The organism is Streptomyces sp. NPDC050263 (genome assembly GCF_040655955.1).
GTDB lineage: Bacteria > Actinomycetota > Actinomycetes > Streptomycetales > Streptomycetaceae > Streptomyces.
In genome coordinates, this window is record NZ_JBFAKW010000135.1 from 1 (window position 1) to 25,407 (window position 25,407).

At 69.7% G+C, this 25,407-nt stretch carries 21 protein-coding genes and 6 pseudogenes; 14 read left to right on the forward strand and 13 right to left on the reverse strand.

What is annotated here, in order from left to right:
• The coding region (locus tag AB0J04_RS38145; protein WP_363173225.1) for a replication initiator at positions 1–1,678 on the reverse strand (1,678 nt) is incomplete at its 3' end.
• Between the two features lie 313 nt (positions 1,679–1,991).
• Here AB0J04_RS38145 and AB0J04_RS38150 point away from each other — a divergent pair.
• From AB0J04_RS38150 to AB0J04_RS38190, 9 genes and pseudogenes are all read left to right on the forward strand, one after another.
• Entirely contained in the window at positions 1,992–2,432 is a 441-nt protein-coding gene (locus tag AB0J04_RS38150; RefSeq protein WP_363173226.1) for a winged helix-turn-helix domain-containing protein, read from the forward strand.
• 653 nt (positions 2,433–3,085) lie between these two features.
• Positions 3,086–3,469 (forward strand): type II toxin-antitoxin system RelE/ParE family toxin, encoded by a 384-nt coding sequence (locus tag AB0J04_RS38155; RefSeq protein WP_363173245.1) that lies wholly within the window; start codon positions 3,086–3,088, stop codon positions 3,467–3,469.
• A complete protein-coding gene (locus AB0J04_RS38160; protein WP_363173227.1) occupies positions 3,466–3,804 on the forward strand; it encodes a helix-turn-helix transcriptional regulator in 339 nt (112 codons plus the stop codon). The genes AB0J04_RS38155 and AB0J04_RS38160 overlap by 4 nt, the downstream gene beginning before the upstream one ends.
• A 35-nt stretch (positions 3,805–3,839) precedes the next feature.
• Positions 3,840–4,055: pseudogene (locus AB0J04_RS38165) on the forward strand (helix-turn-helix transcriptional regulator); the annotation flags it as partial.
• A 283-nt stretch (positions 4,056–4,338) separates the two neighbouring features.
• Entirely contained in the window at positions 4,339–4,494 is a 156-nt protein-coding gene (locus AB0J04_RS38170) for a hypothetical protein (protein WP_363173228.1), read from the forward strand.
• 184 nt (positions 4,495–4,678) lie between these two features.
• Positions 4,679–5,056, forward strand: a complete 378-nt coding sequence (locus AB0J04_RS38175; RefSeq protein ID WP_328771811.1) for a type II toxin-antitoxin system RelE/ParE family toxin — start codon at positions 4,679–4,681, stop codon at positions 5,054–5,056.
• A complete protein-coding gene (locus tag AB0J04_RS38180; protein WP_363173229.1) occupies positions 5,053–5,391 on the forward strand; it encodes an XRE family transcriptional regulator in 339 nt (112 codons plus the stop codon). Before AB0J04_RS38175 ends, AB0J04_RS38180 begins: the two co-directional genes overlap by 4 nt.
• A 1,190-nt stretch (positions 5,392–6,581) precedes the next feature.
• Positions 6,582–9,080 (forward strand): SpoIIE family protein phosphatase, encoded by a 2,499-nt coding sequence (locus AB0J04_RS38185; protein ID WP_363173230.1) that lies wholly within the window; start codon positions 6,582–6,584, stop codon positions 9,078–9,080.
• A 362-nt stretch (positions 9,081–9,442) separates the two neighbouring features.
• Entirely contained in the window at positions 9,443–10,078 is a 636-nt protein-coding gene (locus AB0J04_RS38190; protein WP_363173231.1) for a WYL domain-containing protein, read from the forward strand.
• 256 nt (positions 10,079–10,334) lie between these two features.
• Here the strand turns inward: AB0J04_RS38190 and AB0J04_RS38195 are convergent.
• Positions 10,335–10,541 (reverse strand): annotated as a pseudogene (locus AB0J04_RS38195) (hypothetical protein); the annotation flags it as partial.
• Between the two features lie 535 nt (positions 10,542–11,076).
• Positions 11,077–11,324: pseudogene (locus tag AB0J04_RS38200) on the reverse strand (transposase); the annotation flags it as partial.
• 142 nt (positions 11,325–11,466) lie between these two features.
• On the opposite strand from AB0J04_RS38200, the gene AB0J04_RS38205 reads away from it, so the two are divergent.
• Entirely contained in the window at positions 11,467–12,933 is a 1,467-nt protein-coding gene (locus tag AB0J04_RS38205; protein ID WP_363173232.1) for a hypothetical protein, read from the forward strand.
• 446 nt (positions 12,934–13,379) lie between these two features.
• On the opposite strand, the gene AB0J04_RS38210 is transcribed toward AB0J04_RS38205, so the two are convergent.
• Positions 13,380–14,231 carry an aldo/keto reductase gene (locus AB0J04_RS38210; RefSeq protein WP_363173233.1) on the reverse strand — a complete coding sequence of 284 codons (852 nt, stop codon included), beginning with the start codon at positions 14,229–14,231 and terminating at the stop codon, positions 13,380–13,382.
• Positions 14,232–14,464: 233 nt separating this feature from the next.
• Between AB0J04_RS38210 and AB0J04_RS38215 the strand changes: the two genes are divergently transcribed.
• Positions 14,465–15,373, forward strand: a complete 909-nt coding sequence (locus tag AB0J04_RS38215) for a helix-turn-helix transcriptional regulator (RefSeq protein WP_363173234.1) — start codon at positions 14,465–14,467, stop codon at positions 15,371–15,373.
• Positions 15,374–15,418: 45 nt separating this feature from the next.
• On the opposite strand, the pseudogene AB0J04_RS38220 reads toward AB0J04_RS38215, so the two are convergent.
• Both AB0J04_RS38220 and AB0J04_RS38225 read right to left on the reverse strand, forming a co-directional pair.
• Positions 15,419–15,830 (reverse strand): annotated as a pseudogene (locus AB0J04_RS38220) (nuclear transport factor 2 family protein).
• Positions 15,831–15,832: 2 nt separating this feature from the next.
• Positions 15,833–16,465: pseudogene (locus AB0J04_RS38225) on the reverse strand (MBL fold metallo-hydrolase); the annotation flags it as partial.
• A gap of 7 nt (positions 16,466–16,472) precedes the next feature.
• Here AB0J04_RS38225 and AB0J04_RS38230 point away from each other — a divergent pair.
• Positions 16,473–16,577, forward strand: a pseudogene (locus AB0J04_RS38230) (dehydrogenase); the annotation flags it as partial.
• A gap of 119 nt (positions 16,578–16,696) precedes the next feature.
• Here the strand turns inward: AB0J04_RS38230 and AB0J04_RS38235 are convergent.
• The 4 genes from AB0J04_RS38235 to AB0J04_RS38250 form a co-directional block, all read right to left on the reverse strand.
• Positions 16,697–17,455 carry a PIG-L family deacetylase gene (locus AB0J04_RS38235; RefSeq protein ID WP_363173235.1) on the reverse strand — a complete coding sequence of 253 codons (759 nt, stop codon included), beginning with the start codon at positions 17,453–17,455 and terminating at the stop codon, positions 16,697–16,699.
• A 295-nt stretch (positions 17,456–17,750) separates the two neighbouring features.
• Complete coding sequence (locus tag AB0J04_RS38240) at positions 17,751–18,539, reverse strand: ABC transporter permease (RefSeq protein ID WP_363173236.1); 789 nt, start codon at positions 18,537–18,539, stop codon at positions 17,751–17,753.
• Positions 18,540–18,544: 5 nt separating this feature from the next.
• On the reverse strand, positions 18,545–20,125 hold the full coding sequence (locus tag AB0J04_RS38245; protein ID WP_363173238.1) for an ABC transporter permease subunit: 1,581 nt from the start codon (positions 20,123–20,125) through the stop codon (positions 18,545–18,547).
• The gene (locus AB0J04_RS38250) at positions 20,122–21,054 is read right to left on the reverse strand and encodes an ATP-binding cassette domain-containing protein (RefSeq protein ID WP_363173239.1); all 933 of its coding nucleotides are present in this window, start codon (positions 21,052–21,054) and stop codon (positions 20,122–20,124) included. The genes AB0J04_RS38245 and AB0J04_RS38250 overlap by 4 nt, the downstream gene beginning before the upstream one ends.
• Before the next feature lie 168 nt (positions 21,055–21,222).
• On the opposite strand from AB0J04_RS38250, the gene AB0J04_RS38255 reads away from it, so the two are divergent.
• On the forward strand, positions 21,223–22,473 hold the full coding sequence (locus AB0J04_RS38255) for a sensor histidine kinase (RefSeq protein ID WP_363173241.1): 1,251 nt from the start codon (positions 21,223–21,225) through the stop codon (positions 22,471–22,473).
• Complete coding sequence (locus AB0J04_RS38260; protein ID WP_363173242.1) at positions 22,470–23,144, forward strand: response regulator transcription factor; 675 nt, start codon at positions 22,470–22,472, stop codon at positions 23,142–23,144. Before AB0J04_RS38255 ends, AB0J04_RS38260 begins: the two co-directional genes overlap by 4 nt.
• A gap of 552 nt (positions 23,145–23,696) precedes the next feature.
• Here AB0J04_RS38260 and AB0J04_RS38265 read toward each other — a convergent pair.
• The 3 genes from AB0J04_RS38265 to AB0J04_RS38275 form a co-directional block, all read right to left on the reverse strand.
• Positions 23,697–23,918, reverse strand: coding sequence for a helix-turn-helix transcriptional regulator (locus tag AB0J04_RS38265; RefSeq protein WP_351912903.1), 222 nt, complete (start codon positions 23,916–23,918; stop codon positions 23,697–23,699).
• Positions 23,918–24,409: a DUF2975 domain-containing protein gene (locus AB0J04_RS38270; protein ID WP_363173243.1), complete on the reverse strand. Its 492-nt coding sequence runs from the start codon at positions 24,407–24,409 to the stop codon at positions 23,918–23,920. The genes AB0J04_RS38265 and AB0J04_RS38270 overlap by 1 nt, the downstream gene beginning before the upstream one ends.
• Positions 24,410–24,552: 143 nt before the next feature.
• Positions 24,553–25,296 (reverse strand): DUF4232 domain-containing protein, encoded by a 744-nt coding sequence (locus tag AB0J04_RS38275; RefSeq protein ID WP_363173244.1) that lies wholly within the window; start codon positions 25,294–25,296, stop codon positions 24,553–24,555.
• Positions 25,297–25,407: the final 111 nt, after the last annotated feature.

The window sequence follows — 25,407 nt, forward strand, 5'->3', positions numbered from 1 at the left end:
AGTACGTCCAGTACGAGGACTTCCGGCCGGCACGCCGAGAGCACGCACCGGACGCCGCTCCTTGACGGGCAAACGTTGCCTGCCGCGGCACTAGGAGGTCAGCGAGGTGTTCGAGTTCGGGCAGGAGGCCGGTACCGGCGTACTGCCAGTGGGAGATGACCAGCGTCGTGTCCGAGTCCACGCGCTGACCGGCGATATCGCGGGGACCGGGACGGTGACCTGTGGGGTGACCCGCGGCCAGGTCAGTGGAGTGCTCGGCGCGGTCACCGACCGGACTGCCGCCTGTCTGGCCGGCCTGCATCTCCCCCGACGCTGGGGTTGGGGTCTGGGTGTCGGGTCGGCCGGTTCGCCAGGCGGTACGTTCGGCTCGGAGGTGGGCGAGGGTGGTGGAGTAGTGGCGGGTGCGGGTGGAGAAGTGGCCTCGGAAGCCGAGCATGTGGGCCCATTGGCGTAGGCGGAGGTGGGTGTGCTGGGGGCGGGTGGCGAGGTGCCAGGCGGTGTGGATCATGCGGCGGGCGTGGTCGGTGATGTCGTGGGTGGCGAGTTCGGCGAGGAGGCGGAGTCGGCGGTCGAGGGTGCCGGTGGTGGTCTCGGCGCCCTTGGTGGCGTACTTGGCGATGTAGGCGGCTACGTGCCGGTCGGTGACGGGGCCGTCGCCGGTGAAGTCGGTGCTGCGGATCGCGCGGACGTCGATCTGCCGACCGAACCGGAACACCGGCCGATTGCCCTGGCCGGACTCCCGGACGCCGGGCGCGTGCCCGGCGGGCTGCTGTGGCTGGCCTTCATGCACTATGAGGGTGCGTGTGGCGGCGGCGCGGACGGCGTGGTCGAGGAGCTGGGTGCTGGCCCAGGCGGACGGCAGGCTGGCGGGGCCGCTGGGTCCGTCGATGCGGATGACGGCGTGGAAGTGGACCTGGCCGCGTTTTTGGTACTCGGCGACCTTGGCGTAGGAGAGGGTGGCGTGGTGCCGCAGGGACCGTTGCGTGAGCCCGGCGGCCTTGGCGATCTCGCGACGCAGGTGGGTGGTGAAGCGTGCCCACAAAGCCGGGGCGTGCGCGTTCCACAAGACCGCGCCCGTGTAGTCGTAGCGGTCGGGGTCGAGCGGGGTGCCCAACAGCCGGTCGTCGTCGGAGTGGACCTGGCCGCAGTGGCAGCGACCGGTGTCGGGCCGATTGTGGACGGGCCCGAAGCCGGGGGCGGTGAGGGTGGCGAACACGCGGGGGTGTGCGGCGACGCTGGTGGGGACAGTTTTGCCGCCGCGTAGTCCGGCGGCGATGAGTTGGTAGGTGTCGTAGCGGTAGACGGTGGAGCAGGTGGGGCAGCGGGTGGCGCGGCGGTTGCCGCAGCGGACCAGCAGTTCGCCCGCCGGGAGGTGGCCGGAGTCGAAGTGGTCGTGGATCTCGCCGGTGGCGGTGTCGAGGTGGGTGCGGTGTCCGGTCAGGCGGATCGGGTGCGCGCAGCCGCCGAGGGAAGTGATCTGTCGTGCGAGGGGTGCGAGGTGGCCGGTGGCGGCGAGCTTCGCCAGCTTGGCGGTGAGCCTGGTGCGGCGCTCCAGCGCCGACCGCCCTGCCGCCGATGTGGTGACGTTCGCCGGGCAGGTCGGCGTGGTGAACGCCGACGAGGGGAGCGAGGTGGCTGGAACGGTCGCGGGGTACGGGAGTGGGAGCTGTGCGGGCATGCGGAAAGGGGCCTTTCGGCGGGAGCGCGGAAGCGGTACGGCGCGGGGTGGCGTGGGCAGGCCGAAGTGATCGGCTCACAGGGGAACGGAGGCGCCTGGAAGTTGGGCGCGGGGGCCGGGGCCGGGCGGGCCTGGTCGGCCTGGGCGGGTGGTGATCACCGGCGGGTGCGTGACGTTAACATCGCCTCACGGGCGCATTCAAGTGCACCCCTCCTGATTCCTTTCTTGTGGGTGGTGGGACGCGGGTAGTGTGGGTCCGGCTTCCCGGTTTGGACGGGCCGGATTTTGCTGGTAGAGGGCGTGGAAAGCGGGGGTGACCGGCGTGGTGGTGGGGCGGCGCGGGCGCAGGTCGGCGGGCAGCGGGGTGCAGCTGACGTTCGAGGTCATCGCCGAGACCCTGCGCGAGCGGATCCGCTCCGGCAGGCTGCAGCCGGGAGACGCGCTGCCGACGCAGGCCGTGCTGATGCGGGAGTTCGGGGCGGCGAGCCTGACCGTGCAGAAGGCCATGGCCCTGCTGAAGCAGGAGGGATGGGCGGTCTCCCGCCCCGGCAAGGGAGCCTTCGTCGCCTACTACGACCACGCCGCCGACAACGCTGATGACCTCGACAGCCCGGACACGACCATGTCCATCGGTGGGACAACGGCCCGCGTCGAGGCGCTGGAACTGGCTCTGGCCGACGCCGTTCGACAGATTGCCGACCTTCGTGGCCGCGTCGAGGCCCTGGAGTCGGGTGGCGGCGAGCGGGGCCGCTGACCCGTCGTGCCGGGACGCTGGTCAGGGCGGTGCGTTCAGATTTTCTTCACGAGGTTCAAGGCGGCACCCGCCCGTCTGAACCGGCCGAACATCGCCGACCGACCCGCCGACGGGCAAGCAGCCGACGCTCGTATCGAGTGCCAGCAGGCTGCCGGTCCTGGACGCGAGTGGGGCTCAACCCGGTGCCGCCGGGGGCAAGTTACGGGCGTGGAGTCCTTGCGCGTCGCGCAGCAAGTTGTCGCCTACGACCGTCCTACGGCCGGATCGCAGGCACAGGGCCGACCAGGGGGCCGACCCTCACGTCCGTCGCCGGGCGCACCGAGGGCGGTGGCCAGCGTCGTCTCCGGCAGGGGAGCGAAGCTCCCGGCCACCCGGAGGCCGACCCTTCCCGCCCCGGCCCCCGCGTCGCCAGACTGGGCGACGCACCGGCCCGGCCGTACGCTGCCTCTCCGCTCGGGCCCGATCCTGTCGAAAGAAGCTGGCCCTGCGCCGCCTCGGCCGGTTGCCGCTGGTTTGCGGCGGCGCCGTGGCAGCAGGACGAAGGGGGGAGTATTGGGTTGTGCGACGCTGGAGTGGCTGTGGTCGCGGCGACGGCACACGACCTGAGCTACGAAGTCGCGCTCTCGTATCCCGTGCCATATATCATCGGTGCTATGGACGGCGAGCGGTACTCGATCGAGATCGAGCCGGAGGTGCGACTGTGGCTGGAGAACATTCCCGCCCATCACTACAAGCAGGCCGAACGCGTCGCCGACCTGCTTGCCGAGCAGCCCACCACGCTCGACGAACCGCACTCCCGCCACCTGGGCGGCAAGCTCCGCGAGCTGCGATTCCGCCTCGGCGATGCTCACCAGCGCATTACCTACTGGCTCGCACCCGACCGTCGCGTTGTGCTGCTCACCGTGTTCCGCAAGACCAAGATGCGCGAGCAGGCCGAAGTGGACCGCGCGCACGCCGCTCAACGGCTGTGCGAAGCCGAGCACCAGGCAGCCACCGAACACGACCTCTACAGCCGCGACCTCAAGGAGAACCGATGAACCACAGCGAATGGAGGACCCGCCGCCACCGCCAGCTGGTCGGTGAACACCTCGACGCCGACCCCGAGTATGACCGCGTCTACGAAGAGGCCAGCCTGGCCATGACGCTGGGCAAAGCCGTCTACGACCGGCGCAAGCAACTCGGTCTGAGCGAGGCCGACCTGGCCGAGCGCCTGCACACCACCACCGACGAGATCGAAGGCATCGAGACCGCCACCGAACTGCCGCCCATCGCTGTCATCATGCGACTGGCCCGGGCCCTGGACCTCACCGTCGACATGCACCTCGCCCCTGGGGATGAGCCCACTGTCACCATCGTCACCCCGGCCGCCTGAACCCGGGAGGAGCCATGCATGACGCCTCCACAGCGCTCGCCCGCGAGCTGGGCAGACTCGTCCACGACCGGCGCACCGAGCTCGGGCTGTCCCAGGCCGAGCTGGCTGAGCGGTGCGGGATGAAACAGCCGCAGATCTCCCGCTTCGAAGCCGGCGGAACGGTGCCCACCCTTCCGATGCTGCGCCGCCTGGCCCGTGCCCTTGGAGCTGACTTGAGCATCAGTCTCACTCCGCACGACGAAGCCGCTTGACGGGGATCTCAAATTCCGAGAATTCCCTAAGTGGTCTAGACCGTCGACGGCAGTAGTGACGGCAACACCGGCGGACTTCAGTACACATGCACGGACGCGGAACGGCTGTCAAGTCGGAGCCTGACCAGCGAAGTTGCAGCTGACGGCGACCCTGCCAGCACACGTACTATGTGTTGGCGGGCGCCACTCCGGTCCTCGTGCACAACAGCAACTGTGGCGTTCGCCAGCATGACAAAGCCCGTGGCGCTGCCGGTGTCGATGAAATGACGGCGACGTTTGAGAAGTGGCGGGGGACCCCGCCCGTCTCACGCTCGCCGTGGGCGCCGCCCTGCACGGCACCGCCGCGTTCGCGACCCAGAACACGGCCGACCCGAAGGCGGCGCTCGACGGCATCGAGGACCTGGTGCATCTCCTGCTGCACGGTCTCCAGCCGCGCTGAACCTTCTCAGTGGCCTTCGCGCCGTCCCGCCAAAACCACGTAGAGCCTGAAGCGTGCGGTCTCCCCCCGTAGTGACATGCCCGCTGTCGAGGCGGCAGGTTGATTGCGAGGACCGCAGCCCCTCCCATTATGACGTCAGTGGTGTATGCTGCCAGTGTAATAATTGCAGATGGGGGACGTGCGCATGGCTTGGAAGATCGTCGTGGTCGAGCCGGCTCTCTCGTGGCTTCACGGTCTGCGCCGTACTGACCGCGACACCCTGATTCAGGTCAGCCAGGCTGTCACTGCCCTTCAGGAGGAAGGTCCCGCGCTGGGCCGGCCTCTGGTGGACACGATCAAGGGCTCGGTGCTGCCGAACCTCAAGGAGCTCCGCCCCGGCTCGGCAGGGGCCACGGAAGTGCGGTTGCTGTTCGTGTTCGACCCGGACCGCCAGGCCGTGATTCTGGTCGGCGGTGACAAGGCGGGTAACTGGTCCGGCTGGTACCGCGTCGCGGTACCCCAGGCGGAGCAGGCGTACGCGGAGCATCTGAAGCGAATCGATGGAGAGGACGGGGCACGATGACTGATCACCTCAAGGACCTGCAGGCCGTCTCCTGGGGAGATCTGGCCGAGGATTTCGCCTTCACCGATGCCGAAAAGGACCAGATCCAGAAGGGGGCGCAGGCGATGGTCCTGGCTTCCCGTGTGCACCGCCTCGCTGAGTTGCGGAAGCGGCAGCACACCACACAGGTCCAGGTTGCCGAAGCCATGGGCGTCACCCAGGCCCGCGTCTCACGCATCGAGAAGGGCCAACTGGAGCGCAGTGAGGTCGACACCCTCGCTGCCTACGTCAAGGCGCTCGGTGGCAAGCTGAAGATCGTCGCTGACTTCGGTGATGAGAGCTACGTCCTCGGCTGATCCGATCGACGGGCTGCGGCCCAGGTCCATGCGCAGTCCGGCGGACAGGATCGCCTCTTGACGTCAGGGATGATGCTCCACCCCGGTGCCTGGGGTGGAGCATCATCGCGTCGATAAGGCACTCCGCTGCGCGCGGGTTCGATTCCCGTCCTTGAGCTGGTGCGATCGTTTCTCTGTCTCTTCGGCGCGATCCTGTCGGGCCTCATTGAGGCCGAGTTGAGGCCGCAAGGACAGGAACCGACTGGCACAGGCTGAGAAGCACCCGCATGGATAACTACACCTGACCTGCGAAAACGCCAAGGATGAGCGTTGATCGGCAAGGACCGCCAAGATCCTCAAAGGACTCATAATCCGTCGGCCGTGGGTTCGAGTCCCACCCGCCCCACCTGTGCAGGCTTCTGACCTGCGGAAACGTTCTTTTTTGAGTGCCGGATCGTCAACGTTGCCTGAACGAACTGAATCCGCTGCTCGTGAGTTTCCGTAGCGTTGCCGCCAGCGAGAGCCAGAACTGTTCTGACCTGCACAGATGTCTTGGCTCGTCGCCTGGTGAGTCGCTGGAGGCGGCCTCTGCGGGTGACTGGGAAGCCTGATTCGGGACGCTGACAGGACGCGGGGAAACGGAAGTGGTCGCTCTGTCCGGTGCGTCGACGCTGCCCGTGGGCGGGAAGGGGTCGGCATTGTGCGGTGCAGTTCGGGTCCCCTGGCCGTGGAAGGCGACGCTGGGACCGGCCGGTGTGACGGCGAAACGGCTCTGTACTCAGAGGATGGGTGGTACGCGAGCTGATGTCCGTTTCATGAGTTGCGTCGGGACGTGTGCGGATCGCGGAGGTTCTCGGTGTCCTACGGCTGTTTTTTTCGGGCACCGGCCGCGTGCTGGTGAGCCCGCATGATCGTGGAAGGTGTAGCTCTCCTCGGGGGCGGGCTGAGCTGGGAGAACGCCGTTCCTGGTGATGGTGGCATGGTCGGTCTCTACCGTGGGGGTGGAGGAGGCGACGCCACCTCGGTAGAGACCCGACCATGCCACCTGTGAGGAGGGGTGGCACTGCCGGAGTGACCTCTCGGCCGCCGATTCCTGACGAGGTTGTTGGACGCGGCGGTGGTTGAAAGCGCACCATGGGTCTGTGGAGCTCGCCCGCGAGTCTCCTGCTGGCCGGGCTCCGGGGACTCCTTCGTACGAAGGGACACGCACCATGGAGCGCGACACGACCCTCGATTACACCGCCTCAGCTGTCATCGATGAACGGGGCGTCGTGACGGGCTGGAGCGAGGAAGCCCAGCGTTTTCTGGGCTTCTCAGCCGCAGAGATCGTGGGGCGGGCAGCCACTCTCCTGCTGGCGGAGTCCATTTCCGAATCGACACTGAGATCGTTCCTGGGCCAGCTCCGTTGGCACGGTACGGTCCCGCTGCGGCATCGCGACGGCCGGGGTGTGGAAGCAAGGTTGCTGGTCCATCGCCGGTCGTTCGACGGCCTGGGGCATGGCGAGTGGCTGGTCGTATCACCTGTCATGGGCGAGGCCGGTTCCCCGTACGACGGGGAACCGTTGATGGAGCAGGCCTTCCTCCAGGGGCCGTGCGCTGCCGCGATCTACGACAGCGGCAGGCGTCTGCAGCGGGCGAATGCGGACATGGAACAGGCGCTCGGGCTCGCGCAGGAGGACATGCGTGGGTTGCGTGTGTCGGAGATCATCCTTCACCCCCACATCGAGGAGACCGACAAGGCCATACGTGAGGTGCTGGAGACCGGCGAACCACAGCATCGGGAGAACTTCCTCCCGACGCCGGGCCGGAGTCGCCAGCAGGCGTGGGCTGTGTCCATCGTCCCGCTGCGAGCGGAGGACGGCCAGGTGAAGGCCGTATGTCTCGCCGCGCACGACGAGTCCCGGCAGTACTGGGCGCGGCAGCGGCTCCAACTGCTCAACGAGGCCAGTGCCAATATCGGCAGCACCCTCGACGTCGTGCGTACCGCACAGGAACTCGCCGACGTGGCCATCCGGGGGCTCGCGGACTTCGTCAGCGTCGACATGCTCAGCCCGCGCGAGAACGGCGGTGAGCCGACCTCACCCGCGCGGACGGAACGTGTCGGGATGGTAACTCTCCGTCACATCGCCAAGGCCTCTGCCACCGAAAGCTGCCCCGAGATCCCCCTCGTCGTCGACGACCTGGAAACATACTCGGAGGATTCGCCGCAGGCCGAGTGCCTGTCGACCGGGCGGACCGTCTCGCTGACGGTGGCGGAGTCCGACTCCACCGAAGGCCGGTGGCAGACACAGGACGCGCCGCACGGCGCCGTGCAACGCTTCAAACTCCACTTGATGGCGGTGCCCATGCGGGCCCGTGGCGTGACTCTGGGAGTGACGGTCTTCGGACGCCGCCGGTTCCAGGAAGCGTTCGACCCTGACGACCTGCTACTGGCGGAAGAGATCACGGCACGCGCCGCGGTCTGCATCGACAACGCCCGCCGCTACACCCGGGAGCGGAGTACCGCGCTCACCCTGCAGCGAAGCCTTCTGCCACGACGGTTGCCCCGGCAGGCGGCGGTCGAGGTCGCGTCCCGTTATCTGCCCGCCGGCGCACAGGCCGGCGTGGGCGGTGACTGGTTCGACGTCATCCCGCTCTCCGGAGCCCGGGTGGCGCTGGTGGTCGGTGATGTGGTCGGCCACGGGATCCAGGCGTCCGCGACGATGGGCCGCCTCCGTACGGCGGTGCGCACCCTGGCCGATGTGGATCTCCCTCCCGACGAACTGCTGACCCATCTCGACGACCTGGTCACCCACCTCGCTGACGACGTGTACGACGCCGATCCCGATTCTGGCGCCACAGCCACAGCCACAGCCACGGCCGCAGCCACAGCCACGGCCGCAGCCGCAGAAACCGCTGGTGACGTCGGGGCCACGTGCCTCTATGCGGTCTACGACCCGGTCTCCCGCCGTTGCACCCTGGCCCGTGCGGGTCATCCGCTTCCCTTCACGGTCACGCCCGAGGGAACCGCCGAGCTTCTCGGTCTCCCGGCCGGCCCGCCGCTCGGCCTGGGAGGCCTCCCCTTCGAATCGGCCGAAGTGGAGCTGGCCGAGGGCAGCCTGCTGGTCCTCTACACCGATGGACTCGTCGAGGCCCGTGACCGTGACATCGACGACGGCCTCGGCATTCTGCGCCAGGCGCTCACCCGACCTGCCCAGTCCCTGGACGAGGTGTGCGACGCGGTGCTCGCGGCCCTGTTGACCGATCGCCCACAGGACGACATCGCCTTGTTGATCGCCCGCCCCAAGGCACTCCACGCCGGGCAGGTGGCCACCTGGGACATAGAGGCCGACCCCAGATCGGTGGCCCAGGCGCGCAAGGACGTGTCCGTCCAACTGGCCGAGTGGGGACTGTACGAGACGGTCTTCACCACCGAACTGGTGGTCAGCGAGCTGGTCACCAATGCCATCAGGTATGCCGAACCGCCCATTCAACTGCGCCTCATCCACGACCGTACGCTGATCTGCGAGGTTTCGGATGCCAGCAACACAGCCCCGCACCTGCGCCGTGCGCGACTGTTCGACGAGGGAGGCCGCGGGCTCCTGCTCGTCGCCCAGCTCACCCAGGGCTGGGGAACCCGCCAGTCGTCCAACGGCAAGACCATCTGGGCCGAGCAGGTGCTGCCCGTTGTGCTTCCGGACCCGGCCATGTTCGTCACGGCCGAGGAATAGGGCCCACTCCGCACGGGAGCCGGACAGCCGCCGCACTGATGTCGACCAGACGTTGACCCCTGGGAGTGGACGCGGGTCGGGTGCAGCTCTCGCTGAGGGAAGGTCGCGGATCAGGCCGTGAGGCGGTAGCCGTGTCGGTCGGGGGTGGGGAGAGGTGTTCATGCTCGCGGGCGAGGTGCTCGGCCGCCTGCCGCCGTACGGCTTCCCGACGCTGCCGCCCCGCAGCGGTCAGCCCGCCCCCATCCGCATATCTCATACAGCACGAACAAACCCGTACCGGGGGACGCCACCAGGGGACGGGGGCTTATTTTGTCACCGGGATCGAGGCGTCCTCCCTGCGCGCACTCACCAAGCTGGAGCAGGTGCTGCCATCCCGGCTGCGGCACCGGGTGAACACCCTGCACACCGCTACCGTCCGTGCCGGCGCCGTCCCGGCCCCCAAGGTCTGCGCGGACACCCTCATGGCCATTGCCGAGGCATGCCGCCGACGTGAGCGGCTGCGCTTCGACTACACCAGCCCCCGCCGCGGCCCGAGCATCCGCTCGGTCGAGCCGCACAGCCTGGTCAGCTTCGGGCGCCACTGGTACCTGGTCGCCTGGGACACCGACCGCACCGACTGGCGCACCTTCCGCGTCGACCGGCTCACCCCACGCACTCCGACCGGCCCACAGTTCACCCCGCGCGAACTCCCCGACGGCGACGTGGCCACCTATCTGGCCCACCAGCTGTCGTCGCAGACGTGGCCCTTCCAGGCCACCGTCACCCTGCACGAGCCCGCCGCAGCGGTAACCGACCGCGTCTGGCCCGGCATGGGTGTCATCGAACCCGTTGACGACCACAGCTGTCTGCTGCACCTGGGCGCCGGCAGCCCCCGCGACCTCGCGTGGATGATCACCTCGGTCGACGCCGACTTCACCCTCACCCACGCCCCACCCGAACTCGCCGACGCTCTGCGCACCCAGGGCACCCGCTGCCTGAATGCCGTACGAGAGGCATAGGTCCCCCCCCCACGTTCCATGCGGAGCGCGGTTCAAGAACACCGTCCGCCCAGGTACGGGCCCACGCGCGGGCGAGTCCGGACGAGCACGCTCCGCTGCTGGCCAGCGCCCCCATTGGCATGGGGAACGACGGTGAGCGGCTCTGGGGACCTCCTGAGCAGCGCATGGGGACTTTCAAGGTTCACGCAAGATTTTCGTGACGAGTGACACCAATCCGGATCACACACGGGGACGACTCCTCCCCAGAGCGTCCTGCCTACGCGCACCGCGCTGATGAAGCACCCACCCCCGTCTGTATCGTCACCGGCACCGGCACCGGCCCGGCAACTCCCGGCCGAGTTGGTCGCCCACGCGTCGGCCGCGCTCCGCCGAGTTGGATGAGGCCGCCGGTGGTGGGCAGCAGGTCCAGCCGTTGGTCGCGCGTGTAGGACTGCTCCCAGTCGAATCGCCATTGTTCGGGAGCGCGGCTGACCGCAGGCGACCCCCGTGCCACCGCCGAGGTCTGGGGAGGTTCGCATGATGCCGAGCAACTGGGCTACCCATGGCCGCCGGTCGTCCCGCTGTTCATGTGAACGGAAAGGCGTGACCGCTGACACCACGTCGGAACTGTAGTCCGAGGTCAACCCGGTCGACACGGCGTCGATGTCCTGACGCAGGAGCCCCGGCGAAGCTCTTCACCGGGGCGGGCGCGGTCTGCTCGGCCTGACGGATCGACGGATCCCGTCTCCGAACGGTCGAGGAAGCTGCGGAGTGGCCGATCTCCCATCCACGCTGTCGGCGTGGGTTCGGGCCGCGGCCGGACGTCGTGGACGCCGCCTGAGGCCATCGGAGGGGGCCAGGAGCGTGTCTCAGTAACCGTGAGCCGGTCTGGGGTTCGTTGGCCGGCCTGGGGCCTGACCGGCGGGATCGGTCAGGGTCGCCCGGCCTGTGGCGTGGGGCCGACGGCGGGTCGGTCGGGCCGGGATCGCGGCCCGCCGAGGCTGGGGCGGCCCGGTTGGTCAGCCGGTCGCCGTGGCGAGGCCCGCGGTTCCGGCGTGTCGGAAGATCTTGCTGAGGTTGTGGCAGGCGGCAGGCGGCAGGCAGCCGCCATTCGCCCCGCGCCCCCGTCTTCGCCGCGCAGAAGGAGCCGGCGGCCGTTGTGGCAGGTCATGATCTGGCCGAAGTCGGGTTCGACGATGGCCTTGCGGCGGGCGTAAGCGGACCGGCCGGGCTTGGTCCGCAGCTTGCGTGCCATGCGTTCCTTCAGCAGTCGTGTCCTTGGCGAATGAGTTGTGACGCACCGACGCGGGCCGGTCGTACGCGCGTCGTCGGCACCCGTACGAGACACGGAAAGCCCAGCGGCGGCCGTCCACAGCCGCCGTATCAGTGGTGCGGGCTTTCCCTCCGGCGTGCCCGATCAGCCGTTCTCCGGCACCTGGCGGACACCGACAATGGGCCGCTTCGCGATCCAGTCCTTCGGACGACCAGAGGGGATACGGGTGCACCAACACGACGAGTCGGCGCAGACCTTGGAAAGGGACCGTGCACCGAAAGCCGCACACTGGTTCCCGGCGCACGCCGTCCGGGCCGCGCGGCCCGATGTTCCGCTCACCCCCGGGGCGATGCAGGCGCTGCAGCGCGCCATCGGCAACGCCGCCGTCGTTCGGCAACAGTTGCGTAGCGCGGAACAGGCCCGCGGTCCGTCGCACGGTCACACGGTCCCGGGCGGACCCGTCGGGCGGGCGGCATCGGCCATGGCCGCACAGATGACGCGGGCTCCGGGACGGGGCGGGGAAAGCGTGACGCAACGCGCTGTCGACGGGTCGGCGAAGCGTCGGCTGGCTGTCCAGTGCTTGAGAAAGCCGAGGTCCACCAAACGCGGAGTCAAAGAAGCCATGGCCAAGCACAATTTCAACCCCACGACTTTCGGCAAGGGCTCCTGGACAGACGCGGTCACGCTCAGAGGGGCGAGATCGTTCAAGGCGGCTGCGGATGCGCAAGCGCTGCGCCATCTGTCTACTCAACTCTACTTGTACGCGAAAAAGACATGGAAGGACGAGCTGGAGAATGAGGCCGAAGTCGAGTCCATGTACGTCGGCGGAGGAATCCTCGTGGCAGCCAACCTCGATGAAACGATGCGGAATGTGCACAGCGTGGTGAAGGATAAATTGGCGGACTTTCAGAAAATCCTTCTGACTGAATGGGAAAAAGACGTACGATCCCAGGGTATAGCAGCAAAGTTCGGCCAGTTGGCGGACGGCGGACGCGACGCACGTAAGGGTGCGGAGGAATTGCTCTACAAATTTCTGACAGATTCGTCGTCAAGTCGCGTCCAGTTGGTCGACACCGCTGGTGCGGCTGCGCGCATAGCCGGCGGAAGCATCAAGGGCAGGATCCTGCTCCTGGAGAGTGGGTTCGACTTCCATGCCGAGCAAAAGCTTGTCATCGCCCTCCAGCAGTCCCAAACGAAGACTCCGGCGCACATCTTCGGGAAGAAGCGCCCCTGTACAACGTGTTACGCCACCCTCAAGTACGCCGTGGATGTCGGCAAGATGAACATCGCATTCAATCCGAACCCAGGCGGCTATTGGCAGACCGCCAGCGGTGGATTGGTGACGCTCGCCAATCTGTTGGACCAGACCGATAAAGACGTGCAGGACTGGCTGGGTAAATCCCTCAAGGGTCTGAAGATGAACCGGAGCCGCAGGCTCGCGGCGGGCGTCGACCGCAAAACCCTCAAGGACATGAAGGGTGACCACACGGATGTCGCGGGAACGGATCAAGGATGGGATACGGCGTCGGACAGTGATGGCGAAACCATGGACAGTAAGCCCCGCAAGGGCAAGGGCAAGGGCAAGGGCAAGGGCAAGGGTTGATGTGCGACAGGCTCCGCAAGATCTTCCGACACGTCGGAACCGCGGGCCTCGCCGCGGCGACCGGCTGACCAACCGGGCCGCCCCGGCCTCGGCGGGCCGCGATCCCGGACCGACCGACCCGCCGTCGGCCCCACGCCACAGGCCGGGCGACCCTGACCGATTCCGCCGGTCAGGCCCCAGGCCGGCCAACGGTTACTGAGACACGCTCCTCGGGGGTGGCCTTGGCCCGTGCGGTCCACTGGCCAGGCCCGCCTGCTCCGGCCGCACGCTCTCCGGCATCAGTACGGTCATCGCGGGTACGGAGAGGGCGCCGCCGAGGGAGACCCTCTGCTGGCAATGGACGGGGCGATCAGCCTGCTCGTCCGGCGCGCCGGACGAGGGGGCGGTGCGAGGGGATGCCATGAGCGGCAGAGCCCCACACCGACCGAGCACGTGTGCGTTCTGACTCAGCCGTCCACGCGTCGAGCGCTGAGCCACCGGACCATCGCCGGGTCGCGGTGGTCGAAGAACAGCGAGCCGCCGGTGTCCAGGGTGGCGACGGCCGACATCTGTTCGTCGGTGAGCTCGAAGCCGAAGACGTCGAGGTTCTCCGCCATGCGCTCGGGCCGGACCGACTTGGGAATCGCGACAACGCCCCGCTGGACCAGCCAGCGCAGCACCACCTGGGCCACGGACTTGCCGTGCTTCTCGCCGATCTCGCTCAGCAGCGGATTGGTGAACAGGTCGTTCTTGCCCTCGGCGAACCCGCCCCAGGACTGGATCTGGACCCCGTGCTCGCGCATCAGCTCCTGGTAGTCGGCGCGCTGGAAGAACGGGTGGGTCTCGATCTGGTCGACCGCCGGGGTGATCTCGTTGTTGATGATCAGATCGAGGAGCCGGTCCGGGTAGAAGTTGGCGACGCCGATCGCCTTGGCCCGGCCCTGTCGGTTCAGCGCCTCCATGGCACGCCACTGGCCGTACACATCGCCGTAGGGCTGGTGCATCAGGTACAGGTCGACGTGGTCCAGGCCGAGCTTGGCCAGCGACGTCTCGAACGCCCGCTCGGTGTTCTCCTCGGCGGGTGCGTCCTGGACGTACAGCTTGGTGGTGACGAACAGGTCTTCGCGCGGTACGCCGCTGTTCTTGACGGCGCGGCCGACGGCCTCCTCGTTCCCATAGGAAGAGGCCGTGTCGAGCAGCCGGTAGCCGGCCGCGAGGGCCTCGGTGACGGCCTGTTCGGTCTGCTCCGCCGGGATCTGGAAGACGCCGAAGCCGAGGATCGGCATTTCGACACCGTTGTTCAGGGTGACGCTCTGCATGCGGGTTGCCTTTCAAGCGGGATGCGAGTGTGGAGCACGGGCCGGATGCCGGCCGACGCTCGAACACGGGCGGGAGGTCCATGCACGACCGGTGTGAAGCCCGCCAGAATTCACCTTCGCGCTCTTTCGCCACCGGTGGCAGGCCGAGCCGTGCCAGGGGGTGGCGAGCGGGGCAGTGACAGGGCCCCCCACATCCCTGCCACGCAGGTCAGAGCGGTGTGACACTGAAGGGCATGGCATCTGAGCAGAGCAGCGACGGCGGTGCCGAGCTGGGCCGGTTCCTGCGTGCCCGCCGCACACAGACCGCACCCGAACAGGTCGGCCTCACGGCTGGCGCCGGCCTTCGCCGCACCCCGGGCTTGCGCCGCGAGGAGCTGGCCACGCTCGCCGGGATCAGCATCGACTACTACGTACGCCTGGAACGCGGCAAGGAGACCCGGCCCGGACCCACGGTCGTCGACGCCCTCGCCCGCGCCCTGCTCCTCGACGCGTCCGAGCACAGGCACCTGCGCGAGCTCGCTTCCCGTGCCGCCTACGCCTCCGAAGCGCCACCCGCACCCGGCCACACTGTGAGACCACAGTTGAGGGTGCTCCTTGAGTCCGTGCGTCCGAACGCGGCCTATGTCGTCGGCCGCACCCTGGACCTGCTCGCCTTCAACCCCGGCGCGCTCCGGCTCTTCGCCGGCCTGGCCGACTGGCCGCCGCCGCGACGGAACTTCGCCCGCTACGCCTTCCTCCACCCCCTCGCCCGCGACGTACTCGACGACTGGGACGAGCAGGCCCGTGCCTGCGTCGGCCGGCTGCGTGCCCTGGCCGGCACCGAACCGGACGCCCCGGACCTGGCCGACCTGGTCGGTGAACTCCTGGCGAAGAGCCCGGACTTCGCCGACCTGTGGAACCGCTTCGACGTCAAACCGCACGCCCCGGACCCCAAGACCTTCCACCACCCCGACGTCGGCGATCTCCACCTCGGCTACGAGTCGATGCCGCTGGAGCACAGCCAGAAGCAGCGGTTCGTCGTGTTCTTCGCCGAGCCGGGTACCTCCGACCACGACAAGCTGATCCTTCTCGACGCGGAACACGACGAGCTGGGGCTCGACGTCGAGGAGGGACGGCTCTCCCGGCGCAGGGCGGCCGACTGAGCAGCAAGGGCCGGCCCCTCGAGGCGTGCCCCGCCGCGGGCATGCTCAGTGGGTCATGGCGTCGCGCACGAGTGCGGTGTCGACGAACTGTTCGAAGCGCACGATGAGTCCACCGCGTACGACGAAGTGGTGCGCGACGCGGACGTCGATCGACTTGGCGGTGGACTTGTTGACGGCGGTGTAGCGGGCCAGTACGACGACGTTCTCGCCGTCGACGACGTAGGCGTCGTCGTGGGCGGTCCAGTCGTCCCGGTCCTGGACGAGCTTCTCCATCACGTTGGACGTGACCCCGTCGGGGGTGCGGTAGGCGCCGGCGAGGGGGGAAGCCGGCCATCTCCGTCCACTCCACGTCGGGGGCAAGGGTGGCGCGGAGGGCTTCGAGGTCGCCCGCGGCGGAGGCCAGGTACTGGCGGCGTACGACATCCGCGGGCGCCGTGGATTCGGCGAACTCGGCCATGTTCAGCCCCCCTTCATCTCACCCTTGGCGACCTTCGCACCGATCTGGGCGGCGATCAGCATCCCGTTGTCGGGGTAGCGGTCGACCAGTGCCTCGGTCAGCACGGCGCCGTCGGCCGCCTTGCCGAGTTCCTCCTCGAAGGCGAGCAGGTAGTCGCGGGTGGCGGTGATGGCGGAGGCGTCGGCGGCGGTGTCGGGCAGGCGGTGGCCGGGGACGACCAACTCCGGCTTCAGGGCGGCCATTTCATCCAGGAGGTCGACCCAGGACGCGCGGTCGCCCGGGGTGGGGGTGTCGGCGACCCAGACGTGCTCCTGCTGGAAGAGCAGGACGCCGCCGAGGAGCGCGCGGTGCTCGGCCTGCCAGAGGTAGTGGCGGTCGGGCAGGCCGGCCGGGCCGCCCTTGAGCTGGAAGCGGTGGCCTTCGAAGGTGAGGTCGCCGGTCAGCGGGGTCAGGTCGACCAGGCGGGTGGGGAGGTTGGGGCCGAGGGCCTCCCAGGCCTTGAGCTTGCCCTCGTACGAGTGCCGGATGTGCTCGATGACGATCGGGGTGGCGACGAACGTCGCGTCGGGGAAGGCGTCGGCGATCACCTCGGCGCCGAAGTAGAGGTCCGGGTCGGCGTGGCTGACGAACACGGTGGCCGCCGTCGACCCCGCACGGGTCGTCTCCCACCTCCTCGACCGGGAACAACTCCCTGACGCACTGCCCGAGAAACACCTCGAGCCCGTCTTCGTCCGCGCCGACGGCTGACCACCTCGCGTCCAGATCTCAGCAGGTTCACGAACGCGGCGCGGGACAGGGCCAGGGGGCCTCCAGACACGACGAAAGCCCCGGGCCGATGGCTCGGGGCTTGACGGGGGCGGGTGGCGTCAGGGGGTCTTGACGATCCATTCGCTGCGGCCGGAGCCGACCGCCGCGAAATCGGTGGGCACGCTGTGCTGGCCGATCGCGTACCTCTCGGGCGGAGCCCACGCCCCGAAGGACTTCGCGGCCGCGCGGGCCATGTGGAACGTCTGTGTCTTGAGGGCGGCGGGCACCACGTACTCGACCGCGCCCGGTACCGTCCCGACCTGGGAACTCCGTATCACCCACCGGCAGTCCGTGAAGGTGCTCGGCTCGCGCAGCGCCAGGTTCCGCAGGGCCTGGCCGAGCGCGGCGTGCGTCGGATCGACGTCCAGCCAGTGCATCGTGTAGTGCCCGGCCCCCGGGTGGAGGGCCTCGTAGCGGCGGATGAGCGCTTCCGCCTGTCCTACGGTGATCGTCGAACCGCGGACCCCCGACTCCAGGTGCACATTCGCGGAGCGGACGCCCAACTGCACGGCCGCCTGAAGGAGTTCGCGGTCCCGGGCCGCCGCGAACTGGCCAGGAGTCAGGGGCGCCGGTATGCCCTCGCGGAGGGGGTAGTGGTACGAGCCCCACCAGCCGTTCTCTTCCTGCCCGTTGAGGGCTGCGCGGACTGCGGAGGTGGAGCCGTCCGAGGCGGACACGATGTGCGTGTCGCGGCCGGCCAGCGCATGATGTGCGGCGCCCTGCGGGAACCAGAGGGCGAGGTCGTCCTGGTGCGGCTCGTACCAGATCCAGGCCCGTCCGGTAGGGGTCGCGGGGACAGGGTCGATGGGAGTAGTCACGGTCCTCCTCAGGGATGCGATGCCTCGGCCCGCCGACGCGAGCGGGATAGGCGGAACGGTCTCAGGCGACTTCGAAAACCACCACCTTCATCTGCGTGAATGTTTGGAAAGTTCCGTTCCCGGCGACGGCCGGGAGCGCGCCCTGGAGCCTGATCGTGCGTCGACCGTGTACTCCGCGTTCGCGGCGGGCTGCTCGTGAACGTGATGGACGCGCCAGAGGCGTCGGCGTCGGTCGGGTCCGTCCTGGTGAGCGACGAACCGGCCGGTGCGGAACAAGGTGACGCCGAGGCGCTGCTCAGGCGTCCCGGAACCGGAATGCCAGTCCGCCGGCCAGCAGCGCGGCCGCCGCGTACGCGGCGAGTACCCCCAGCCCGGGCCAGGGCCCGATCGGCAGCCTGTCCAGATTCCTGGTCGCCTGGACGGCCATCCCGGCGGAGACCGGCCCCCACTCCTGCAGCCGCTCGCGCCACTTCCCGCTGGAGACCAGCTCGACCAGCACCGGGAACGCGTACAGCAGCGCCAGTACCGTCGTGATCGCCCCCGCCGTGTCCCGGACCAGCGCCGCGACGCCCAGCGCCAACAGTGCGATCAGCCCGAGGTAGACCATCGACCCCACCGCGGCCCGCAGCGTCGGCCCGTCCGTCAATGACGGTGGCGGATAGCCGGTCTCGGCGGTGAATCCGTTGCCGGGGAGCACCAGACGGGCGACGAGCAGCGAGCCGAGCACACCGAGGGCGCCCGCGGCCAGCGCCAGCGCGCCGACCACCGATGCCTTCGCGGTGAGCAGCCGCCCGCGCCGGGGCACCGCGGTCAGCGCCGCTCCGATGGTGCCCGTGCCGTACTCGCCGCTCATCGCGAGAGCCCCGAGGACCGCCACCGCCGCCTGCCCGGCCCACACGCCGGTGAGACTGAGCTTCACCGTGTCCTCCTGGCAGTCGGCAGGCGTGGGGTAGCAGTGGTCCGTCGTCACCGCCGCCGCTGCCGCGCCCCCGACCGCCACCGTCACCGCGATCACAGCCGCCAGCAGCCACCAACTGCTCGGCAGCGTGCGCAGTTTCGTCCACTCGGCCCGCATCGCTCGCATGAGGATCACACGTCCCGCCGGCGCAAGCGCCAGATCGCCAGCCCCAGCGCCACCGCCGCATACGCGCACAGCACCGCGAAGCCCGACCAGGGTCCCTGTGGATAGCAGCCCTCTTCGGGCAGGCAGATCGCCGACGCCTGGTCGTAGCGCGTGATCGTGTCCTGGATCGCGAAGCCGGCCAGCGGTGTGGCCCGCATCAGAGCGTGTGCCGCGCCCAGGGGCAACCCGCTGATCAGGATCTGCGGCAGCACCAGTACCACCACGATGAGCGTGATGGCCGCCGCGGTACGGCGCAGCAGCGCGCCCAGGGCCAGGGCGAGGACGCTGACGACGGCGAGCAGCGCGGCGGTGCCGATGACGGCGCGCAGCACCGGGCCGTCGGTGAGCGCCGGATCGGGCCACGAGGGAGGCTTGTGCCCGTTGCGCCGCATGATGGGCTCGCCGATCATGAAGGAGAGCACGGTCGCGATCAGTCCGGCCACGAAGGTCACCCCGCCCAGCACGATCGCCTTGGCGGTCAGCACCCGTCCCCGGCGCGGGCCGGCGGTCAGCGTGGTGCGGATCATGCCGCGCCGGAACTCGGCGGTGATGAACAGCACGCCCAGCGCGGAGAACGGGATCAGCCCGATCATCGCCCCGCTGAGAGTCTGCCTGGTGATGTCGTTGTTCGTCTGCAGGGGCGCGACGTCCCCGGAGCCCTCCAGGTCGAAGGAGCCGGAGGCGAGGTCCGCGGCCGGGTTCGCGGCCGGGTTCGCGGCCGGGTTCCCGTCCGCCGTGCCGGGCGCGCCGATCACGGTCTGCTGCCAGCCGGCCCTGCCGCCCTCCACCGTCGGCTCGTCGAAGTGCGCGGTGGCCCGACCCGGCCCCTCGGCGACCGAGGTGCCGCCGAACCGGCGCTCCACTTTGGTGTTCGGCGCGGCGGCCGTGAACACCCCGGCCTCGACGGTGCCGGTGAGTCCCGCGAGCCGGACCGAACCGACCTGGCGCCAGTCCCTGCCGTCCGCCGACTCGTAGCCGGTCAGGACGTCGCCCTTGCGCACCAGCCGCAACCAGCGGTCCTCCTCCGGCGGGACGGCGTTGCCTGCGACGTCGTGCACGTAGTCCCACTGCATGCGTACGCCATGGCCGTACGTCTTGATCACCGCGACGTAACTGCTGCCGGCCTTGGTGTTCGCCTTGATGACGACGCCCGCCTTGGTCCAGCCCGGGGTCTTGCCGGTGTTCACCGCGGGCGGCCCGCCCGCCCGTCCGCCGTCGGGCGCGGAGGCCTTGAGGCTCTTCAACCCGGAGACCCGGGCGGTGATGCTGCCGTCGCCGGGCAACTGCTGGTGGACGAGCTCCATAGTGTCCTTGACGGCCGTGCCGTCGGGGCCGACGGTCATGGCCGGTCCGCCGCCCTGGACCGAACTTCCCGAGACCGCCAGCACGGAGATGAGCACGGTCAGCGTCATCGCGGAGAGCAGCACCAGGCCCCAGCGGGGCACGGTGCGCAGTTTGGTCCATTCCGCGTGCAGCAGCTGCCCGAAGCCGTTCCGGGCAGAGGTCAGCTGAGAGCGGTACGGGGGTGTCTTCACCGGCGCGGTCACCGCACGTCCTCCTCGACGGCCGAGGCCCGGAACTGAGCGGCATCCCTGGTGAGCTCCATGTACGCCTCCTCCAGCGTTGCGCGGTGCGCGCTGACCTCGGAGAACGGCACGCCGCCCGCGGCCAGCAGTGCGGTGATCCGCTCCGCGGGCAGCCCGGTGACGGACAGGCTCTCCTTCCCGTTGGCGGCGACGGTGGCCCCCTCGCGGGCCAGCACCGCCATGGCCTCGGTACGGGCGCTGGTGCGCAGCGCCACCCGGTCGCCGGAGGCCGTGGCCAGCAGCTCGGCCACGGAGGTGTCGGTGATGAGCCGGCCCCGGCCGATCACTATCAGATGGTCGGCGGAGTCCTCCAGCTCGCTCATCAGATGACTGGAGACCAGAACGGCCCGCCCCTCGCGCGCCAGCGCCCGCAGAAAGCCGCGGATCCAGCGGATGCCCTCCGGATCGAGGCCGTTGACCGGCTCGTCGAAGAGCAGCACCGGCGGATCGCCCAGCAGCGCGGCGGCGATTCCCAGCCGCTGCCGCATGCCGAGCGAGTAGCCGCCCGCCCGTTTGCGCCCCACCGAAGCGAGCCCGACCACCTCCAGCAGCTCGTCGACCCGCCGGGCCGGCAGTCCGTGCGTCTGGGCCAGCCACAGCAGATGGTCGCGGCCGCGCCGGGAGGGGTGCACGGCGGCGGCGTCCAGCAGCGCGCCGACCTCGGTCAGCGGATGGCGCAGTGCGGCGTATGCCCTGCCCGCTATCAGCGCGCGGCCCGCGTCGGCCGAGTCCAGGCCGAGCAGGACGCGCATGGTGGTGGACTTGCCCGCGCCGTTGGGCCCGACGAAGCCGGTGACCTGGCCGGGCTCCACGGTGAAGGACAGATCGTCCACGGCGACGGTCTGCCCGAACTGTTTCCGCAGTTCCTGCACTTGGATCGTTGCTTCCATGACGACGAAGGCTAGACAGCGGCGGCCGCCGCGGTCGTCACGCGGCAGAGCACACTTCGCCGTCCCTGGCGTGGGGGACGGGCAGCGCCCGTCGTCCCCCACACGAGGGACGTACGGAACGTCCGCAGAGGGACGCGGGCGGAGGCCGACGCCGCGACAATGGTCGTCGTGAGCACGGGACTTGAGCGCACGACCCCGGCCGGGCGGCCGCCCCGGGGCATCCGGTCGGGCGGCCGTCTGGCACGCCGGTTCGGCGTGGCGATGGACTCCGCCCCCGAGACCTCCGCGACGGCCGCGTCCGTGCTCGCGCTGCTCGCGTCGCTCGAGATGATCGTCCGCGCGGACAGCGTGCACACCGAGCTTCCGCTCGCGCTGCTGTTGGCGCTGGGCACCACCACGCCGTTCGCGCTGGTGCGCACCAACGTCGTGGTGGCGGCCGTCGGCGTAACCGGCCTGAGCGTGCTGGCCCTGACCGGCTATCAGGCGCTGACCCTCGGCGGGGCCGCGGCACAGCTGCTCGTCCTCTATCTGCTCGGCCGGTCCGGGGCCCGCCTCCTTCCGCTGCTGCTGGTGGTGCCCTACGTGGTGGCGGCGCTCGCCAATCCCGACCTCGCCGGCATCCGCGTCCCCGCGATCCTGCTGGCCACGTGCGGTGCGGCGGTGGCCGCCGCCGCGATCGGCCGCCGCGCCCGCAGCGAGGCACTGGCGCAGAGCGCCACCGAGCGCGCCATCGCCGAAACGCTGCTGGAGCACGCCGCGCGCGGCGAGCGGGCCCGGATCGCCCGCGAGCTGCACGACGTCGTCGCGCATCACATCTCGATGATCTCCGTACAGGCGGAGACCGCCCGCCTCACCACCCCCGATCTGCCCGAGGCCGGGGCCAAACGGTTGCTGGACATCGGCGACACGGCCCGCGCCGCGCTCACCGAAATGCGCCGACTGCTCGGCGTGTTGCGGGAGGACGCGGGCACCCCGGCCGGGGCCCGCCGCCCGCAGCCCGGCCTCACCCAGCTCAACGAGCTGCTCGACGAGACCCGCGACGCCGGCCGGGCCTCCACCCGGCTCATCGTGAGCGGCCCGGTCGCCCCGCTCGACCCCGGCGTCGAACTCACGGCGTACCGCATCGTTCAGGAGGCGCTGACCAACGCCCGTCGGCACGCCCCCGGCGCGGCCGTCGACGTCGAACTGCACTACACGGGCGACTCCCTCGACCTGCGCATCCGCGACAATGGCCTCGGCCTCGGCTCCGGCCTCGGCTCCGACCGCCGGACGCCGGCCTCGGGCTGCTCCGGCCACGGCCTGCTCGGCATGCGCGAGCGCGCCGCGACCGTCGGCGGCCGGCTGCGCTGCGGGCCCGCGCCGGGCGGCGGTTTCCTGGTCGAGGCCACCCTGCCCGCCACCACGGAGGACACCCGGTGAGCCCTGCACAGACCCGCATCGTCGTCGCCGACGACCACGAGGTGGTACGGGCCGGCTTCGCCGGACTCCTCGGCACCCAGCCGGACTTCACGGTCGTGGCCGTGGCCCGCGACGGCGCCGAGGCGGTCCGCGTCTGCGCCGAGCACAGCCCGGACGTGGTGCTGATGGACGTCCGCATGCCCGGCATGGACGGTATCGAGGCGACCTCGCACCTCACCGCGGACGGCGGCGGACCGCGCGTCCTCATCCTCACCACCTTCGACCTGGACGAGCACGTGTACGACGCCCTGGCCGCGGGAGCCAGTGGCTTTCTGCTGAAGGACGTCACCGCCGAGCGGCTCTTCGACGCGGTGCGGGTGGTCGCCGCCGGCGAGGCCCTGCTGGCGCCCACGGTGACGCGGCGGCTCATCGAGGAGTTCGCCAGACACCGGCCCAAGTCCCCGCCGCTGCCCACGGGGCTGCCCGGACTCACCCCCCGCGAGACGGAGGTGCTCAAGCTGGTCGCCCGGGGCTTGTCCAACCCGGAGATCGGAGCCCGGCTGCACGTCAGCGAGGAGACCGTGAAGACGCATGTGAGCCGCGTCCTGGCCAAGCTGGGGCTGCGCGACCGCACCCAAGCAGTGGTGGCGGCCTACGAATCGGGTCTGGTGGTGCCGCGGGCCGAGGGCTGAGCCTGCGGGAGGCGCCCGCCCGCCCCGGTGTGTCCGGGCGATGCCGTCGTCGCACTCCGCCCGGCGGAAACGGGTCGGTTGGAGGCCGAGTCCGTCGTCCGTGGTGACGGGGTGGACGGTGACCTGGGCGTCGGGAACGCCGGTTGTGGTGTGACGGGGGACGGCGGCGCCCTTCTGGATCGGCATGATGGTCCTGCCTGCGGAAAACCTGGAATCGGCAGGTCACAGCGCTGATGCCAGGTCAGGATCGGTTGCCGTCGCTCTTCAAGGCACCTCACGCGGCTGCGTGCGTTCGCGTACGCCGTGGCCGCGTCCCACTCCCTGCCGCCGTCGTACGATCCGAGCTGGACGTAGGGCCCCTCCTGCCCCAGGGCTTCCACCTTTCAGCAGGTCGCGATCGTCGACCAGGGCGGTGCGGTGCGGGTCGACCGGAATCCGCCCACGGGGTCGGGACGGTGGCTGCGGGTGATCGGCGATCCACGTCCATGCGCTCCACGTGCCGTGTCGCGGGCCGGTGGTGCCGGGCGTTTTCACGACCGTCCCAGGGGCACGTCATCCGCCTGCGGCGTCCTCGGCCTCCCAGCGCAGCAGGTCGCCCGGCTGGCACTCGAGCACCTCGCAGAGCGCGGCGAGGGTCGCGAAGCGCACCGCCTTGGCGCGGCCGTTCTTGAGTACCGCCAGGTTGGCGGGCGTGATCCCTATGCGGTCCGCGAGCTCGCCCACGGACATCTTCCGCCTGGCCAGCATCACGTCGATGTCGACGGCGATCGGCATCAGATCACCTCGTTCAACTCGGCCTGCATCTGCGCCGCTTCGACGTCGCGCGCGACGGCCTGGGCGAGCAGCATCCGCAGCACGAGCACGATGAGCGCGACCCCCAGGACGGCCAAGCCGACCCCGCCCATGATGACGGTGACGCCCGGGTCGTCCCGCTGGCCCGGCGCATTGAGGGCCGTGACCGTGAACCACACGAGGGCAGCGGCCACGATCGCGCCGATCACGCCGTCCACGTACCGGAAGGCGGCGTGGGAGAACACGGTTCCGCGTCGCACCATCGTCACCAGCCGCCATACGCAGACCAGGGCGACCTGGACCGACACCATGCCCAGGATCGTGACCACGCGCAGCGGGGTCAGCGGGAGCGACCCGTCCTCCGGGTCGCTCCCGCTGACCAACACCCACACCATCAATGCCTGTACGAACACGGTGCCGGCGAGTACCACCACGAGCACGGCGCGCAGCGCACCTACGGTCAGCTTTCCCATCGCCCACCCTTCCATCGAATCGCGATGGGAATCTATCGAATATCGATAGGTTGAGCAAGGTCTGGGGTTGAGCCGCAAGCCGCAAGCTGCAAGCCGTGGTCGCTGCGACCTGTGGGAGGCCGGGAGCGGTCTTCGGGCGAGGGTCAGTTGCCGCCGGCGGCCTTGAACATGTAGTTCTCGGCCGTCTCACGGCTGACGTTCCAGTACGAGACCGCGGGGTTGTCGTCGATGTTCAGGAAGTCGGCCTCGTCGGGCAGCGGGACCTCGATCGGCCCGCTGTCCGGATCGGCGTTGGAGACGCGGCCCTGGAGGCTGACGGTCATCGTCTCCACGGCCTCGGTCGGCGCGCCGGTACGGAAGAGGAGCATGCCCGCGTACGCCTTCTTGCCCGGCCCGATCTTGACTGCCTTCATCTCGGACTCCATCGGGCCGACCTGATCCTCGCGACCGTTGTCGAAGCGGACGATCGGGTAGCGGTAGAGAGTGCATTCCTTGTCGCCGGTGTTGGTGGCCGTGAGGAGGAGGTGCCGGGCCGAGTCATGTGGGTAGAGCGTCGCGGCGACCGAGATGTTCGCGTCGCTGCAGGCGGTGGCGCTCTCGTCGACGGTGCTGCTCGACCCGCCGGAGTTCCCCGAGCCGCCGCCCGAGTCCTGCGAGCTGCCGACCGTTGCGGTGCCACCGCCGGGTCGGGTGGAGACGGTCGCGCTCGGGGTCGTGCCCCCGCCGCCGGGCCGGGTGGAGACGGTCGCGCTCGGGGTGGCGGACGGGGTGACGGCGCCCGTGCCGTTGTTCGTGCCGTCCGGCTCACAGGCCGTGGCGGAGAGGAGGGCGGTGAGGGCCGCGGCTCCCAGGGCGTAGGTCTTCCAGTTCTTGTGCGCAGTACGCATGGTCATCCCCCGTGTGGGGGGTTCCCCCCGAGAAGTGGACACCAGTTCGTGATGTTATGCGGCGAGTGTCATCGTATCCGACTGCAGTTCGTACTCCTGCTCCCGGGCGAC

What these genes read in the sequence shown, in the direction of transcription:
- AB0J04_RS38155 (WP_363173245.1), top strand. Translation starts at nt 3,086, where the DNA reads ATGGACGGCGAGCGGTACTCGATCGAGATCGAGCCGGAGGTGCGACTG.
- AB0J04_RS38160 (WP_363173227.1), top strand. Translation starts at nt 3,466, where the DNA reads ATGAACCACAGCGAATGGAGGACCCGCCGCCACCGCCAGCTGGTCGGT.
- AB0J04_RS38175 (WP_328771811.1), top strand. Translation starts at nt 4,679, where the DNA reads ATGGCTTGGAAGATCGTCGTGGTCGAGCCGGCTCTCTCGTGGCTTCAC.
- AB0J04_RS38180 (WP_363173229.1), top strand. Translation starts at nt 5,053, where the DNA reads ATGACTGATCACCTCAAGGACCTGCAGGCCGTCTCCTGGGGAGATCTG.
- AB0J04_RS38185 (WP_363173230.1), top strand. Translation starts at nt 6,582, where the DNA reads ATGGAGCGCGACACGACCCTCGATTACACCGCCTCAGCTGTCATCGAT.
- AB0J04_RS38210 (WP_363173233.1), bottom strand. Translation starts at nt 14,231, where the DNA reads ATGCAGAGCGTCACCCTGAACAACGGTGTCGAAATGCCGATCCTCGGC.
- AB0J04_RS38215 (WP_363173234.1), top strand. Translation starts at nt 14,465, where the DNA reads ATGGCATCTGAGCAGAGCAGCGACGGCGGTGCCGAGCTGGGCCGGTTC.
- AB0J04_RS38240 (WP_363173236.1), bottom strand. Translation starts at nt 18,539, where the DNA reads ATGCGAGCGATGCGGGCCGAGTGGACGAAACTGCGCACGCTGCCGAGC.
- AB0J04_RS38250 (WP_363173239.1), bottom strand. Translation starts at nt 21,054, where the DNA reads ATGGAAGCAACGATCCAAGTGCAGGAACTGCGGAAACAGTTCGGGCAG.
- AB0J04_RS38265 (WP_351912903.1), bottom strand. Translation starts at nt 23,918, where the DNA reads ATGCCGATCGCCGTCGACATCGACGTGATGCTGGCCAGGCGGAAGATG.
- AB0J04_RS38270 (WP_363173243.1), bottom strand. Translation starts at nt 24,409, where the DNA reads ATGGGAAAGCTGACCGTAGGTGCGCTGCGCGCCGTGCTCGTGGTGGTA.
- AB0J04_RS38275 (WP_363173244.1), bottom strand. Translation starts at nt 25,296, where the DNA reads ATGCGTACTGCGCACAAGAACTGGAAGACCTACGCCCTGGGAGCCGCG.